11 protein-coding genes are annotated in these 13,947 nt (G+C 73.1%); 5 read left to right on the top strand and 6 right to left on the bottom strand.

All coding sequences use genetic code 11. The features are described 5' to 3' along the window. The first annotated feature begins 137 nt into the window (after nucleotides 1–137). Together CP981_RS08650 and CP981_RS08645 are read left to right on the top strand one after the other, a co-directional pair. Nucleotides 138–1,058, top strand: coding sequence for a slipin family protein (locus CP981_RS08650; RefSeq protein WP_085924258.1), 921 nt, complete (start codon nucleotides 138–140; stop codon nucleotides 1,056–1,058). Between the two features lie 452 nt (nucleotides 1,059–1,510). Beyond that, nucleotides 1,511–2,587, top strand: a complete 1,077-nt coding sequence (locus CP981_RS08645) for a S1 family peptidase (RefSeq protein ID WP_085924259.1) — start codon at nucleotides 1,511–1,513, stop codon at nucleotides 2,585–2,587. Nucleotides 2,588–2,674: 87 nt separating this feature from the next. On the opposite strand, the gene CP981_RS08640 is transcribed toward CP981_RS08645, so the two are convergent. The 3 genes from CP981_RS08640 to CP981_RS08630 all read right to left on the bottom strand — a co-directional run bounded on the left by CP981_RS08640 (nucleotide 2,675) and on the right by CP981_RS08630 (nucleotide 5,107). Then, a complete protein-coding gene (locus tag CP981_RS08640; RefSeq protein WP_244329596.1) occupies nucleotides 2,675–3,502 on the bottom strand; it encodes a metallophosphoesterase family protein in 828 nt (275 codons plus the stop codon). 90 nt (nucleotides 3,503–3,592) lie between these two features. Then, the gene (locus CP981_RS08635) at nucleotides 3,593–4,033 is read right to left on the bottom strand and encodes a subtilase-type protease inhibitor (RefSeq protein ID WP_085924260.1); all 441 of its coding nucleotides are present in this window, start codon (nucleotides 4,031–4,033) and stop codon (nucleotides 3,593–3,595) included. Nucleotides 4,034–4,402: 369 nt separating this feature from the next. Beyond that, nucleotides 4,403–5,107, bottom strand: coding sequence for a TetR/AcrR family transcriptional regulator (locus tag CP981_RS08630; RefSeq protein WP_085924261.1), 705 nt, complete (start codon nucleotides 5,105–5,107; stop codon nucleotides 4,403–4,405). Between the two features lie 107 nt (nucleotides 5,108–5,214). Between CP981_RS08630 and CP981_RS08625 the strand changes: the two genes are divergently transcribed. Beyond that, nucleotides 5,215–5,985: an SDR family NAD(P)-dependent oxidoreductase gene (locus tag CP981_RS08625; RefSeq protein ID WP_085924262.1), complete on the top strand. Its 771-nt coding sequence runs from the start codon at nucleotides 5,215–5,217 to the stop codon at nucleotides 5,983–5,985. 116 nt (nucleotides 5,986–6,101) lie between these two features. Here the strand turns inward: CP981_RS08625 and CP981_RS08620 are convergent, their stop codons facing one another. After that, complete coding sequence (locus CP981_RS08620) at nucleotides 6,102–7,124, bottom strand: DUF3533 domain-containing protein (RefSeq protein ID WP_085924263.1); 1,023 nt, start codon at nucleotides 7,122–7,124, stop codon at nucleotides 6,102–6,104. Nucleotides 7,125–7,344: 220 nt separating this feature from the next. Between CP981_RS08620 and CP981_RS08615 the strand changes: the two genes are divergently transcribed. Continuing rightward, entirely contained in the window at nucleotides 7,345–10,956 is a 3,612-nt protein-coding gene (locus CP981_RS08615) for a DNA polymerase III subunit alpha (protein ID WP_085924333.1), read from the top strand. Further along, a complete protein-coding gene (locus CP981_RS08610) occupies nucleotides 10,953–12,059 on the top strand; it encodes a DNA polymerase Y family protein (protein ID WP_085924332.1) in 1,107 nt (368 codons plus the stop codon). The genes CP981_RS08615 and CP981_RS08610 overlap by 4 nt, the downstream gene beginning before the upstream one ends. A gap of 19 nt (nucleotides 12,060–12,078) precedes the next feature. Here the strand turns inward: CP981_RS08610 and CP981_RS08605 are convergent, their stop codons facing one another. Together CP981_RS08605 and CP981_RS08600 are read right to left on the bottom strand one after the other, a co-directional pair. Further along, on the bottom strand, nucleotides 12,079–12,861 hold the full coding sequence (locus CP981_RS08605) for a phosphotransferase (RefSeq protein WP_085924264.1): 783 nt from the start codon (nucleotides 12,859–12,861) through the stop codon (nucleotides 12,079–12,081). A 135-nt stretch (nucleotides 12,862–12,996) separates the two neighbouring features. Beyond that, complete coding sequence (locus tag CP981_RS08600; protein WP_085924265.1) at nucleotides 12,997–13,644, bottom strand: pyridoxamine 5'-phosphate oxidase family protein; 648 nt, start codon at nucleotides 13,642–13,644, stop codon at nucleotides 12,997–12,999. Nucleotides 13,645–13,947 lie beyond the last annotated feature (303 nt).

Here is a 13,947-nt window from a genome sequence, read left to right as displayed (position 1 = left end):
CGGTATGACGGCCCCCGTCCGCCGGCGGACGGGGGCCCGGCCGTGTCCGCCCTGAGCCTCGACCGCCCTCCCGAGCCGGGCATACCATGGTAAACAGCGCGATTCAGACGCGTGCGGCACATGTTCAGGGAGCCGTGATGGTCGAAGAACTGGTGACGGCCGGGGTGGCGCTGGCCTGCACGGGCACGGTGTATCTCATGGCGGCGGCGCGGGTGGTCAAGCAGTACGAACGCGGTGTGGTGCTGCGGCTGGGGCGGCTGGCCTCCGAGGTGCGCGAGCCCGGGTTCACCATGATCGTTCCGGTCATCGACCGGATGCGCAAGGTGAACATGCAGATCGTCACGATGCCGGTGCCCGCCCAGGAGGGCATCACCCGCGACAACGTCACGGTGCGGGTCGACGCGGTCGTCTATTTCAAGGTCGTGGACGCCGCCGACGCGGTCATCCGGGTCGAGGACTACCGCTTCGCGGTCTCCCAGATGGCGCAGACCTCGCTGCGGTCGATCATCGGTAAGAGCGAGCTGGACGATCTGCTGTCCAACCGCGAGAAGCTCAATCAGGGCCTGGAGCTGATGATGGACAGCCCGGCCATCGGCTGGGGAGTGACCGTCGACCGGGTGGAGATCAAGGATGTCTCGCTGCCGGAGACGATGAAGCGGTCGATGGCCCGCCAGGCGGAGGCCACTCGCGACCGGCGGGCCCGGGTGATCAACGCGGACGCCGAGCTCCAGGCGTCGCGGAAGCTGGCCGAGGCGGCCGAGGCGATGTCCGACCAGCCCGCGGCGCTGCAACTGCGACTGCTCCAGACCGTGGTGGCGGTCGCCGCGGAGAAGAATTCCACCCTTGTCCTGCCTTTCCCGGTCGAACTGCTGCGGTTCCTGGAGCGCTCCGGGCTCCAGGCCCAGGCGCAGACCGCGGCCGCCGAGGCGGAGCGGGACGGCGTGCAGCGGCCTGCCCCGGCGGCGCCCCGGGCGCCGCGTACGGCCGTCGAGCACGGTGCGGAGGCCGCTCTGCCGCCGGAGCTGGCGGACCTCCCGCCGGTGGAGGATCTCCCGTAGGCATCCCGCGCGACTGAGGTTCCGATGCTCGCGCCGACTGCGTTTCTGATGTGCCACTGAATGCCGTATGTACCCCTTGGTGCGGGTATATACGGCATTTTCGATGGGCCGGGGGGCGGTTCCGGGCCGGTGTTTTCCGGCCAGCTATAGTCCTCACACGTTGCCGTCCGCCGTGCTCTCCGCGTGTCCGCTGATGTCCGCACTCGGCCGAGGTGCACGGATATCGGTGTGTCCTTCGTGTGGCGAAGTGGTGAACTCCCGCCTATGAGACCGGAACTCGGTCTTGTGCGCGAGTGAGGCGGATGGGAATACTCGGCTCCACCTTGGCATGGACGCGACTCCCCGAGCCGCCGCTCCGCGGGGCGGACCCGTGCCAGTCCTGATCCCCTCACTCCACGGGCCCGGGCGACTCCCCACAGTTTCCGGGCTCTTCCCCCACGGGAGGCCCTGAGTTGAAGCACCGACGCATAACCGACCGGCGCGCCGTCATAGCGGGCGCCGGAGCGCTCGCCCTCGCCGCCACCGCCACCGTCACCCTCGCCAACGCCAACGCGTCCCAGGCCCCCGCCCCCAAGCCGACGCTCGCCAAGCTGACCTCGGCGGCGGCGAGCACGCTCGCCTCCCACCTCAAGACGGACACCGCCGGTGCGTTCTATGACGCCAAGGCCAAGAAGCTGGTGGTCAACGTCGTGAACCAGGCGGCGGCCAAGGCCGTACGGGCGAAGGGGGCGGAAGCCAGACTCGTCAAGCACACCTTCGCCCAGCTCGACTCGGCCCGGCAGACGCTGAAGTCGAAGGCGACCATCCCCGGCACGTCCTGGGGCATCGACCCGCAGAGCAACAAGGTCGTGGTGACCGCCGACCGCACGGTCAAGGGCGCCAAGCTGGACCGGCTCACCAAGGTCGCCAACAGCCTCGGCGACAAGGTCGAGGTCCGCCACAGCAAGGGGCAGTTCAAACCCTTCATCGGCGGCGGCGACGCGATCTGGGGGAGCGGTGCCCGCTGTTCGCTCGGCTTCAACGTCGTCAAGGACGGCCAGCCGCACTTCCTCACGGCCGGCCACTGCGGCAACGAGATCAAGAGCTGGTCCGACAAACAGGGCGGCTCGGCGATCGCCACCACCGAGGACTCCAAGTTCCCCGGTGACGACTACTCGCTCGCCAAGTACACCGGCGACACCGCGCACCCGAGCGAGGTCGACCTCTACAACGGCAGCAGCCAGAAGATCACCAAGGCCGCGGAGGCCACCGTCGGCGAGAAGGTGCAGCGCAGCGGCAGCACCACCCAGGTGCACGACGGCACCGTCAAGGCGCTGAACGCCAGCGTCAACTACCAGGAGGGCACGGTCGAGGGTCTGATCCAGACCGATGTCTGCGCCGAGCCCGGTGACAGCGGCGGCGCGCTCTTCGACGGCGAGTCCGCCCTCGGTCTCACCTCCGGCGGCAGCGGCGACTGCTCCAACGGCGGCGAAACCTTCTTCCAGCCGGTCACCGAGGCCCTGAAGGCCTACGGCGCGGAAATCGGCTGACCCACCGGCACACCCCGCAGCAGCCCGGCGCACGGTGCCAGCCCCGGATCCGCTCGTCGTCCGGGGGTCGGCACCGTCCCGCGGCGCTCAGCCGTCCGTGCCCGGGGCGGTGTTCCGGCCGTCGCCCGGCCCGAACGCCGCCAGTGCCTCCTCGGCGGAACACCGGGCCCGGACATAGGTATCCGCCCACGCGGCCGCCGACGGAGAGTCCGATTCCCGGGCGATCCGGGCGCAGGCCGCCTCGTGATCGAAGGCCGTATGCCGCAGCGTGACCGCTCCGCCGCCCGGCCCCAGCAGCGCCCAAGGGGCGCCCGGCCGGCCGTACGGCATGCCGACGCTCCCCGGGTTGACCACCAGCCGCCCGTGGGTGAACCGGACGAACGGCATATGGGTGTGCCCGCAGACCACCGTGCGGACGGCATCGGGCACCCCCGCCAGCACCTCCGCCCAGCGCTCCGGCCGGGAGTCGACCAGCGCGATCTCGGTGTCGTCGCGCGGGGTGGCATGGCAGAAGAGGACCGGCCCGAGCCCGGGTACCTCCAGCGTCACGGTGGCGGGCAGCGAGCCCAGGAACTCCCGCTCGTCCGGGCCCAGTTGACCCGCCGCCCAGGCATCCATCGGATCTCCCGGCTCGTTCCCCGGCCGGGCGGCGGCCATCTCGCGGTCGGCGTTGCCGCTGATCCACACCGCCCGGTCGCCCAGGGCGCGCAGCCGCGCCAGGGTCTGACGGGGGAGCGGCCCGGCGAGCAGGTCACCGGTCAGCACGATGCGGTCGGCGGCCCGGACGTCCGGCTCGGCGAGCACCGCCTCCAGCGCCGGCAGCACGGCATGGATATCGGAGAGCACGGCGACGCCCGCGCCGTGCGGGCGAACGGAGTCCGGGGCGGATTCGGGAGCGGTGTCGGGAGCGGTCATGCGCCGACTCCAGGCGCCGTCAAAGCCCCACCCCATGCGAAATCCCCGGGCACCGCGTCCGGTGCCCGGGGATCTGACGCGACGGTCCGGTCAGAAGTCGAAGACCGCGCCGATGCCGTCGGCCATCGCGCAGGAGTTGGCGAAGGTGTAGGTGTACGAGACCCGCTTGCCCTGCCACACGCCGTCGGCGGTGACTACGAAGGGGTTCCACTCCCTGGTGCACAGCCGGTCGGACGGGGCGGTGGTCACCGCGTTGAAGTCACCGGCCACCGTGCGCAGTTCGGCGCAGGCGGCTTTCGGGTTCGGGTGGCTGCCGGTCGCCCCCGGCATGCAGCTGAGCGTCACGGCGCGCTGCACCGTGGCGGTCGCGCGGCTTTCGCCCTGGCCGGCCGTCAGCACCAGTGCCGTGGGGGCGTAGAGCCCGCCGGTCCGCGTGGGCTGCGCCGGTGCGGCGACGGCGTGCGCGGTGGTGGCGAGCGTGCCCAGGACCAGTGCCGCGCCGAGCGCAACAGCCCCAGTGATGTACCGCATGACGAACACTCCCTTGCTCGAAGGTGCAGATACCGGACCGGAGTCTGGCCCAACCGCACCCCGAAAGCATCTCGAGTGGGCAAGGAGCGATCACTTTGAGTCGTTAGATGAAAGCTGAGAGTAATGGCGTGAACCAGCCGGGGGTGGCACCGGGCGGCCGGGCCGAAGCGGTGTGCGGCCAGCGGGGATGCCGCTGCCGGTATGCCCCGGGCAACGGGTGATCGGCCACGGAACGAAGCAATCCGGCCGCCGACCGGTCGTTCGGGCGGGGTTGGATCTCCGGCGATTGGCCGAAGAGGGGGGCCGGAGGGTCCCTCCGTGCTGCCCGGGGCGTCCGGAGAGGTAAGAACCGGCCGCCCGCGGGTCGCCTTACCGGCCCGGGGCCTCCCCGTTTTCCCGCCCGTTCCCCGTGTATGCCCGGTACGGTGCGTCCAGTTCCGGCAGTCCCCCCGTCAGCGCCCGCATGGCCCGCACTGCCGACGCGGCAGGCCCCCGCGGCCCGTCCGGCGCCGCGTCTCCCGCCGCCCACTCCTCCACCGCGAGCCGCATCGCGGTGTTCGCGGCGGCCGCGGCCAGCCGCACCGCCCACGGGTCCGCACCGGTCAGCCGCGCCAGGACCGGCCGCAGCGCCTCCTCGGAGTCGTGATGGACCCGGTGCCAGACCGCGCGCAGCGCCGGATCGTCCGGCATCGCCCGCAGCAGCCCGCGGGTCCAGCGAAGCGCCTCGGCGGCCGGCTCGTCGGCGGGGGTCAGGGCCCGGCGGGCCGCCCGCTCCAGCACCTCGCGTACGGGGAGGGTGTCCGGGCCGGCCGGCGGCGCGGCCAGATCGTCGAGCCACTCCCGCACCCCGTTGGCCAGCAGTGGCACCACCGCGTCCTCCTTGGTGCGGAAGTAGCGGTAGAAGGTGCGCAGCGCGACCCCGGAGGTGCGGGCGATCTCCTCGGCGGTCACGGCGGCGCCGTGCTCCGTGAACAGGGCCGCCGCGGTACGGGCGATCTCCAGCTGGGTCTCGGCCTTGCGCCGCTCGGTGAGCGAGCGGCGGGGCGGCGGGGTGGAGCGGGGTGCGGTCGGCATGGCTTCAGTGTAGGGAGTGTGTGTCAGGGTGGCATGGCAGGCGCGAGTGGCATGGTGTGCCAGATGCGGGTTAGCGTGCCCGGGTACCTCGAGAACGGAGCTGGGCCATGCATCGCTTTGACGGACGCCGCGCACTGATCACCGGTGCCGGTTCGGGCATCGGACAGGCGACGGTCCACCGGATCCTCGCCGAGGGCGGCCGGGTGGTGGCGGCGGATGTCGACGCCGCGGGCCTGCGGATCACCGCCGACCGGGCCGCCGCGGAGGGCACCGACGGCCGGCTGGAGACCGTGGTGCTGGACGTGGCCGACGAGGCGGCGGTCCGTGCGGGCGTCGCCTCGGCGGTGGCCACCCTCGGCGGGCTGGACGTGCTGGTCAACGCGGCCGGCATCCTGCGTGCCGCACACACCCACGAGACCGGCCTGGACCTCTTCAACCAGGTCCTCACGATCAATCTGACCGGCACCTTCCTGATGATCCGTGAGTCGCTGCCCGCGCTCCTGGAGGGCGAGGCGCCGGTCGTGGTCAACTTCAGCTCCACGTCGGCCTCGTTCGCGCACCCGTACATGTCGGCGTACGCGGCGAGCAAGGGCGGCATCCAGTCCATGACGCACGCCATCGCGAGCGAGTACAGCAAGCAGGGGCTGCGCGCGGTGTGTGTGGCGCCGGGCTCCATCGCCAGCGGCATGACCAGCGGCCCGGTGCCGGGGCTGCCCGAGGACGCCGACATGACCCTGTTCACCAAGCTCTTCCCGGCCATCGGGGAGGGCTTCGCCGGCCCGGAGACGGTCGCCGGGGTCATCGCGATGCTCGCCTCGCGGGACGGCGCGTTCATCACCGGCACGGAGATACGGATCGACGGCGGCACGCATATGTGAGCCAGGGGCGGGGGCCGCGAACCCGGCCGGGCGGGGCCGGCGGCCGGGCTCGGCTGCCCGCCGGGGCGCGGTTGCTCAGGCGCTGCGCCGGCCGGCGGGGAGGGTCATGACGGGTTCTAGCCCTTCTTGCGGAAGATCGACAGAGCCAGGGTGAGCAGGGTGCCGCCCACCGCCCAGGCGGCGAGCACCAGGAGCGGGCCGGTGATCGCGTTGCCGCGGAAGTAGGCGAGGGAGCGTGCCGTCCAGGTGCCCGCGCCCGGTGGGAGGGCGGGGCCGATGGCGCGCCAGAACGGGGGCAGCAGCGGATAGGGGTAGGCGCCGCCCGCGCTCGGGTTGCCGAGGATGACGATCAGCAGGATCGCCAGGCCGATGCCGAGGATGCCCAGCAGGGCCTGGCAGGCCAGGGTGGTGGCGCCCACCGCGAAGACGGTCAGGGCGCCCAGCCCCCACAGCCCGAAGAAGGTGCCGGGCAGGGCACCGAGGACCGGCCCGACGATGATCGCGCCGGCCAGCCCGGCGGCGAGCGCGTAGACGGCGAGCGCGGCCAGCCGGATGACCGCCCGGTGCCCGTTCGAGGGGCGCGCGCCGGCGCTGATCGCGAGGATCGCGGCGCACAGATAGCCGCCGACGCACCAGCCGACGACGAGGTAGAAGGACGACAGGCTGCGGCTGTCGCCCGCGGCGGCGGGGGCCACGTCGACCGTGCGGACGGTGCGGTGTTGGGCCTTCTCGGCCGAGCGGACGACCAGTTCGACCGCCTGGGCGAGGGAGGCGCCGCCACCGCCGGCCACCAGCAGCCGGTCGGTGCTCCCGCGGGGGTTGACGATCAGTGCGCCGTCGATGGTCCGGTCCGCGAGCTGCTGCCGGGCGGCCCGTTCGGAGGGCAGTGCGCGCGGGTCCAGAGGAGAGCCCGGCAGCCGGTCCAGTTTGCCCACCAGTTGCGCCCTGGCCTGTGGGGGAGCGACGACACCGAGCGGTACATCGGCCGGCGCGGGGTGGTGGAAGGCGCCGGTGTACGACGTGATGAACGCGATCACCAGCCCCAGGACGCCGAGCACCAGCAGCGAGGCATGCGGCGTCACCGCGCTCTTCACCTCCCCGAGGAAGGTGGTGCGGGTGCCGTCGTCCGTCGTGGCCATGACTCGCTCCTCGCCACACTTCGGCTGCCGGTCCGGTGCTTTTGCTCCCTTATCTTCCGGTTGGCGGCAAAGCTGCGCAGATCGGTGGGGCTGATCGGCGGATCGGTGACCGGCCTCCCGGCATGTCTTCGTACGAATGTTCGATGCGCGGGTTATGGTGGAGAGGAGGAACGGGGGACGCAAGGTCAGCCGGGGGGCGGATGAGGTGCAGGAGGTGCGGATGCCCGGGTTCACGCATCTGCACACCGCTTCAGGGTTCTCCCTGCGCTACGGCGCCTCCCATCCGGAGCGGCTCGCCGAGCGCGCCGCCGAGCGCGGTATGGACGCCCTCGCACTGACCGACCGGGACGGGCTCTCCGGGTCCGTACGGTTCGCCAAGGCCGCGGCCGAAGCCGGTATCCGCCCGCTGTTCGGCAGCGAACTCGCCGTGGCGGAGCGCGCGTCGGCGCCCACGCCCACCGCGCGCCGCCGCACCCCGGTGCGTGGCGGCGCCTTCCTCGACGAGTCCGCCGCCCGTGCCGTCTTCCTGGCCCGGGACGGAGCGGCCGGCTGGGCCGCCCTGTGCCGGCTGGTCTCGGCCGCCCACGCCGGGCAGGGGGAGCAGCCCGTCCTCCCGTGGAGTGCCCTGGAGGCCGCCACGGACGGACTGACCGTGCTGCTCGGGCCGGACTCCGAGGTCGGCCGGGCGCTGGCGGCCGGCCGGCCGGACCGTGCCGCGCGGCTCCTCGGCCCCTGGCGTGAGCTGTACGGCGAGGCGCTGCGCCTGGAGGTCGTCGACCACGGCCGGCCCGGCAGCGGCCCCGGCTCCCCGCGGCTGGCCGCCCGTACCCTCGGCTTCGCCGTCGACCAGGGCCTCCGCGCCGTCCTGACCAACGCGGTCCGCTACGCCGACCCCGGTCAGGGCCCGGTCGCCGATGTCCTGGACTCCGCCCGCCGTCTGGTGCCGGTGGACCGGCGCCGGCCCGAGGCCCGGGACAGCGGGGAACGCTGGCTCAAGGACGGCGCCACGATGAGCCACACCGCCGGGCGGATCGCCGAGGCGGCCGGTTTCCGGCGCGGCCTGGCCCACCGGCTGCTCGCCATGACCGAGGAGGCCGCCGGGGAGTGCCTGGTCGATCCGCAGGACGACATCGGGCTGGGCCGGATCCACTTCCCCGAGCCGCGGCTGGTCGGCGCGGGCCGGCGCACCGCCGCCCGGGTGCTGCGCTCGCGCTGCGCCGCCGGGATGGTGCTGCGCGGCTACGACCACGACCGTGAACGCTGGGCGCGGCTGCACGACGAGCTGCGCACCATCGAACGGCTCGGCTACCCCTCGTACTTCCTGACGGTCGCTCAAGTCGTGGACGACATACGGGAGATGGGCATCCGGGTCGCGGCGCGCGGGTCCGGCGCGGGTTCCCTGGTCAACCACCTCCTGGGCATCGCACACGCCGATCCGGTCGAGCACGGGCTGCTGATGGAGCGTTTTCTGTCCGAGCGGCGGGCGGCGCTGCCGGATATCGACATCGATGTGGAGTCCGCCCGCCGACTGGAGGTCTACCGCGCGATCTTCGACCGGTTCGGCGCGGAGCGGGTCGCCACCGTCTCGATGCCCGAGACCTATCGCGTCCGGCACGCCGTACGGGACGTGGGCGCCGCCCTGGGCATGGACCCGGCGCGGGTGGACCGGCTGGCCAAGGCCTTCCCGCACATCCGCGCCCGGGACGCCCGGGCCGCGCTGGCCGAGCTGCCGGAGCTGCGCGGGGTGCGGGAGGCCGGCGGCGAGCGGCTGTGGCCGCTGGTCGAGGCACTGGACGCCCTGCCGCGCGGTATCGCCATGCACCCGTGCGGGGTGCTGCTCTCCGACGCCACGCTGCTGGACCGTACGCCGGTCGTCCCGACCAGCGGCGAGGGCTTCGCCATGTCGCAGTTCGACAAGGACGACGTGGAGGAGATGGGTCTGCTCAAGCTCGATGTGCTGGGCGTGCGGATGCAGTCCGCGATGGCGCATGCGGTCGCCGAGATCGGCCGGGCCACGGGGCGCCGGATCGATCTCGACGACCCCGCACAGGTGCCGCCCGGGGACCCGGCCACCTACGACCTGATCCGTTCGACCGAGACGCTCGGCTGCTTCCAGATCGAGTCGCCGGGCCAGCGCGACCTGGTCGGCCGGTTGCAGCCCGCCACCTTCCACGACCTGGTCGTCGACATCTCCCTCTTCCGTCCCGGGCCGGTCGCCGCCGACATGGTGCGGCCCTTCATCGAGGCCCGGCACGGCCGCAAGGCGATCCGCTATCCGCACCCCGACCTGGAGGAACCGCTGCGCGAGACCTATGGGGTGGTGGTGTTCCACGAGCAGATCATCGAGCTGCTGCGGATCATGACGGGCTGCGGGCGGGACGAGGGTGACGAGAAGCGGCGGGCGCTGTCGCATCCGGAGCTCCAGGGCCGGGTGCGCGCCTGGTTCGCGCAGCGCGCCGAGCGGCGCGGGTACGCACCCGAAGTGATCGCGCGTACCTGGGAGATCGTCGAGGCCTTCGGCTCGTACGGCTTCTGCAAGGCGCACGCGGTGGCCTTCGCGGTGCCCACCTACCAGTCCGCCTGGCTCAAGGCACACCATCCCGCGGCCTTCTATGCCGGGCTGCTCACCCATGACCCGGGGATGTACCCGAAGCGGCTGCTGCTCGCGGACGCGCGGCGGCGCGGGGTGCCGGTGCTGCCGCTGGATGTGAACCGGTCGGCGGTCGCTCATCGAATCGAACTGGTGTCCGGTGCGGCTTCCCGTGGCGACGGCCCGGGGGACTCCGCGGTCTGGGGCCTGCGGCTCGCGCTCTCCGATGTGCACGGCATGAGCGAGGCCGAGGCGCAGCGGATCGAGGCCGGGCAGCCCTACCGCTCGCTGCCGGACCTGTGGCAGCGGGCCAGGCCGGGCCGCGCGGTGGCCGAACGCCTCGCACGGGTGGGCGCGTTGGACGCCTTCGGGGCGAACCGGCGGGACCTGCTGCTGTACCTCGCCGAGCTGCACCACCGCGGCCGGCAGGCGCCCGGCGGCCAGCTGACGCTGCCCGGCCGGGCCCTCGACGGCGCGGACGCGGAACCGGTCGATCCGGTCGAGCCGGCCGGGCTGCCCGACCTCAGCGAGGTCGAACGGCTCAGCGCCGAGCTGGGCGTCCTCGGCATGGACGCCTCCCGTCATCTGATGGCCGACCACCGGGAGTTCCTCGCGGAGCTGGGCGCGCTGCCGGCCCGGCTGCTGCGCGATGCCCGGCACGGTGAGACAGTGCTGGTCGCCGGGGCCAAGGCGGCCACCCAGACGCCGCCGATCCGCTCCGGCCGCCGGGTCATCTTCACCACCCTGGACGACAGCACCGGACTGGTCGACTGCGCCTTCTTCGACGACAGCCATGCGGCCTGTGCGCACACGATCTTCCACTCCTGGCTGCTGCTGGTGCGCGGCACGGTCCAGCGGCGCGGTCCGCGCAGCCTCAGCGTGGTCGGCGCCGCCGCCTGGAACCTCGCCGAGCTGGCCGAACTGCGCCGCGAGGGCGGGCTGGAGGCGGTCGCCGCCCGGCTCGCGGAGGTGCCGGACGCGGGGTCGGCCGAGGCAGGTGCGGGGACGGCCGAGGCGGACACCCCGGCGGCGGAGCCGGACGCGCCGGCGGCGGAGCCGGGCCAGCGTCCGGGCGCGGAGCCCGGGACGGACCGGGAGTCCGAGGCGGCCGCCGTCCCGGGCCGCACCATCCGGCTGACGACCGGCTACGAGCTGCACCCGTGGGCCGACCTCCAGCCCCCCGGCGAACGCGCCGCCACCGGACGCAAGCTGTGGCACTCCAGCCCGGGGAGCGCGGGATGACCCCCGCGCCGAGGCCACCCGCCGCACCGCCGGATCCGCCCGGCGCCCCGCGGCAGCCGGGCATGCTCCATATCCGGTTCCGGACCGTCGACGGCACCCCCGTGAGCGCCGGATGCTTCGAACAACTGCTGGTGCTGCTGGCGCAGTTCACCCCGGTGATCGAGGCGCTGCCGCCGGACGCCGCGCTGGCGGATGTGCGTGGTGCGCTGCGCTATTTCGACCGGGACGCGACGGGCCTCGCCGAACTGGTGCGGCTGCGCGCCCTGGCCTGGCACGGCGTACGGTGCACGATCGGGATCGGCGCCAACCCGCTGCTCGCCCGGATGGCGGCCCAGGGGGCGGCGCCCGGGGAGATCCGGGCCGTCCCCGAAGGCGCCCCGGCCGTCGCCGCGTTCCTCGACCGCCGTCCGGTCTCGGCACTGCACGGTGTCGGCCCGGCGACCGCGCGCGCCCTGTGTGCGTACGGGCTCGACAGCGTCGGCCGGGTCGCCGCCGCCCCGCCCGCGACCCTCCAGCGGATCCTCGGCGCCAGGACGGGGCGGATCGTGTACGAACGGGCCCGCGGTATCGATCCGACGCCGGTGACGCCCAACGCCGCGGCCCGCTCGATGGGTGCCGAACACCGCTTCGTCCACGACGAGTTGGACCCGGCCAGGCGCCGCCGGGCGCTGCTCTCGCTCGCCGACGGCCTCGGTGCCCGGATGCGTGCGAGCGGGCAGGTGGCCCGCGCGCTCACCCTCACCGTCCGCTATGCCGACCGCTCCACCACGACCCGCACCCGGCGGCTGGACGGACCGACCGCGCACGGTCCCGCACTGACCGATGCGGCCTATGCGCTGCACGCCGCGCTCGGACTTCAGCGGGCGCGAGTACGCTCCGTGGCACTGCGCGCGGAGGACCTCTGCCGCGCCGAACGCGCCGCACGCCAGCTGACCTTCGACCCGTCCGACGACAAGGCGCACCGCATCGAGGCCGCCGTCGACCGCGCCAGGGCACGCTTCGGGACCGCGAGCGTACGCCCCGCCGCAACCCTCGGCCAGGCGGGCCGGACCCCACCGCCTCCGGGCACCAAGCCCCTCGGACGCGGGGTCAACCGGCCGTAGCTTGCCGCCGGTCAGCCGGTCAGCCGGCGAGCAGGGCCTTCTCCCACTGGTCCGCCCGCTGCTCGATATAGGCGGCATCACTGCGCCAGACGTCGCCGTGGCCTTCCGCCCACAGGGTTGCCCAGGGCTGTGTGCCCAGGGCGGCCTGCTCCCGCAGGAAGTCATGCATGGCCCGCGTACGGCGCCCCAGCAGCGGGACCAGCCGGCGCCGCTCGGCCTCGTCGAGACCGTAGGCATCGGCGAAAATCCGCAGCCGGCCCCCGGCATCGGCGCGCTGCCGGCCGGGTTGCGCCGACAGCGGGAGGAAGCCGTGCGCCGCATACGCGAGATCGCCGAGCCGGGTCCCCGGGGCGGCCGCGTCCCAGTCGATGAAGGCCCACTCGTCCTCCGCGCCGACCACGAGGTTCCAGGGAGCCAGGTCCTGATGGGCGATGATCTCGCTTCCCCCGGCGGGGAGGAGCACCTGCCAGTGCGGGTCGGGCGGTGGCGTGAAGCTCTGCACGGCGTCGTGGAAGTCCCTGATGAGACGCGCCACCCGGGCCAGCCGCCGAGCGGGCTCCAGCAGGGAGAACCGGTCGGGCCAGACCACCTGGCCCGGCATGAAGGTCAGCACCTCCCGGCCCTGTTCGTCGATGCCGAGGGGGCGCGGGGCGGCCCGGAACCCCACTTCGTGCAGATGCGTGAGGAGGGCGTGCACCGCAGGGGTCCACGGACCGGCGGGGCGGCGGACGGTGTCCCCGACACGGACGACACCGGCGCTGACGTTTCCACCGGCCAACGGCTGCTCTTCCGGATGCTGCATGGAACCAGCCTGGCCGGACTCCCCAGCCGCGTCACCTCGATTACGGCGATCACGGCACCGGCCGGAGGCCGAACGGCCGGATCGGACCTGCCCTTTGGACCGGTCCGGTCCGGCCGGTCCCCGGCTCCCCCTGCCTCAGCCGTAGAGCCGTTCCGCGTACTGGGGGCCGTAGTGCTGCTCCAGTTCCTCCAGGGAGTGGTCCGGGGCTTCGAGGCCCTTGACGATGCGGGCCCGGGAGGGCAGCGCGTCGGGGTGCCAGGTCTCCGGCTTCCACAGGTCCGAGCGGAGGAACGCCTTGGAGCAGTGGTAGAAGATCTCCTCGACCTCCACCAGGAGCGCCAGCCGGGGGCGGTGGCCCTTGACGGTCAGGGCGTCGAAGAACGGGGCGTCGCGCAGCAGCCGGGCGCGGCCGTTGATGCGCAGGGTGTCACCGCGGCCCGGGAGGAGGTAGTTCAGCCCGACATGCGGATTGTCGAGGACGTTCATCCAGCCGTCCACGCGCTTGTTGCCGGGGCGGTCCGGGATCACCAGGGTGGTGTCGTCCAGGACATGGGTGAAGCCCGCGGGGTCGCCCTTGGGTGAGACGTCGCAGCGGCCCTGCGCGTCCGCGGTGGCTATCACGCAGAACGGCGAGCGGGCCAGCCACTGCCGGTCGAGGTCGTGCAGCCGGTACCGGGTCTTGTGCGCCGCATGGGAGCTGGGCTCACCCATCAGCTCGCGCAGCTCCGCCTTCGAGTCGATCTCCACAAGCCCGGTCAGATCCGCCGTCCCGGCCGTTTCCATTGGTCGCCCCCTCATGTCTCGTCCCCGGCCAAGTCTCTTACCTGGCCAAGTCCCGTAGCTGGTCAAGCCGTTGCCGACTCTACGCGACGGGTCTGACATCCGGTCCGGTCGCGACGGACGGGGCGCACCGGCACGGAAACCGTTCGTTGAACCCCGGACGTCCGGTGAGGGTTGTGTGCGGCTTCCTTCACCGTCACACCGCTGGCACACCGCGCTTACCCAGCCGTAACTTACTTGCCAGTCAACTGCGTTGGCCCTTGCGATCCGGATCGCAGGTGAACGGCTCACGGAGCACTTCGGAGT

Origin of the sequence: Streptomyces platensis, assembly GCF_008704855.1 — a bacterium.
Classification (GTDB): Bacteria; Actinomycetota; Actinomycetes; order Streptomycetales; family Streptomycetaceae; genus Streptomyces; species Streptomyces platensis.
Note: the sequence above shows the minus strand (reverse complement) of the source record. Positions and strands in the feature narration are given on the sequence as shown.

What these genes read in the sequence shown, in the direction of transcription:
- CP981_RS08600 (WP_085924265.1), bottom strand. Translation starts at nt 13,644, where the DNA reads ATGGAAACGGCCGGGACGGCGGATCTGACCGGGCTTGTGGAGATCGAC.
- CP981_RS08630 (WP_085924261.1), bottom strand. Translation starts at nt 5,107, where the DNA reads ATGCCGACCGCACCCCGCTCCACCCCGCCGCCCCGCCGCTCGCTCACC.
- CP981_RS08605 (WP_085924264.1), bottom strand. Translation starts at nt 12,861, where the DNA reads ATGCAGCATCCGGAAGAGCAGCCGTTGGCCGGTGGAAACGTCAGCGCC.
- CP981_RS08620 (WP_085924263.1), bottom strand. Translation starts at nt 7,124, where the DNA reads ATGGCCACGACGGACGACGGCACCCGCACCACCTTCCTCGGGGAGGTG.
- CP981_RS08615 (WP_085924333.1), top strand. Translation starts at nt 7,345, where the DNA reads ATGCCCGGGTTCACGCATCTGCACACCGCTTCAGGGTTCTCCCTGCGC.
- CP981_RS08650 (WP_085924258.1), top strand. Translation starts at nt 138, where the DNA reads ATGGTCGAAGAACTGGTGACGGCCGGGGTGGCGCTGGCCTGCACGGGC.
- CP981_RS08640 (WP_244329596.1), bottom strand. Translation starts at nt 3,502, where the DNA reads ATGACCGCTCCCGACACCGCTCCCGAATCCGCCCCGGACTCCGTTCGC.
- CP981_RS08625 (WP_085924262.1), top strand. Translation starts at nt 5,215, where the DNA reads ATGCATCGCTTTGACGGACGCCGCGCACTGATCACCGGTGCCGGTTCG.
- CP981_RS08610 (WP_085924332.1), top strand. Translation starts at nt 10,953, where the DNA reads ATGACCCCCGCGCCGAGGCCACCCGCCGCACCGCCGGATCCGCCCGGC.
- CP981_RS08635 (WP_085924260.1), bottom strand. Translation starts at nt 4,033, where the DNA reads ATGCGGTACATCACTGGGGCTGTTGCGCTCGGCGCGGCACTGGTCCTG.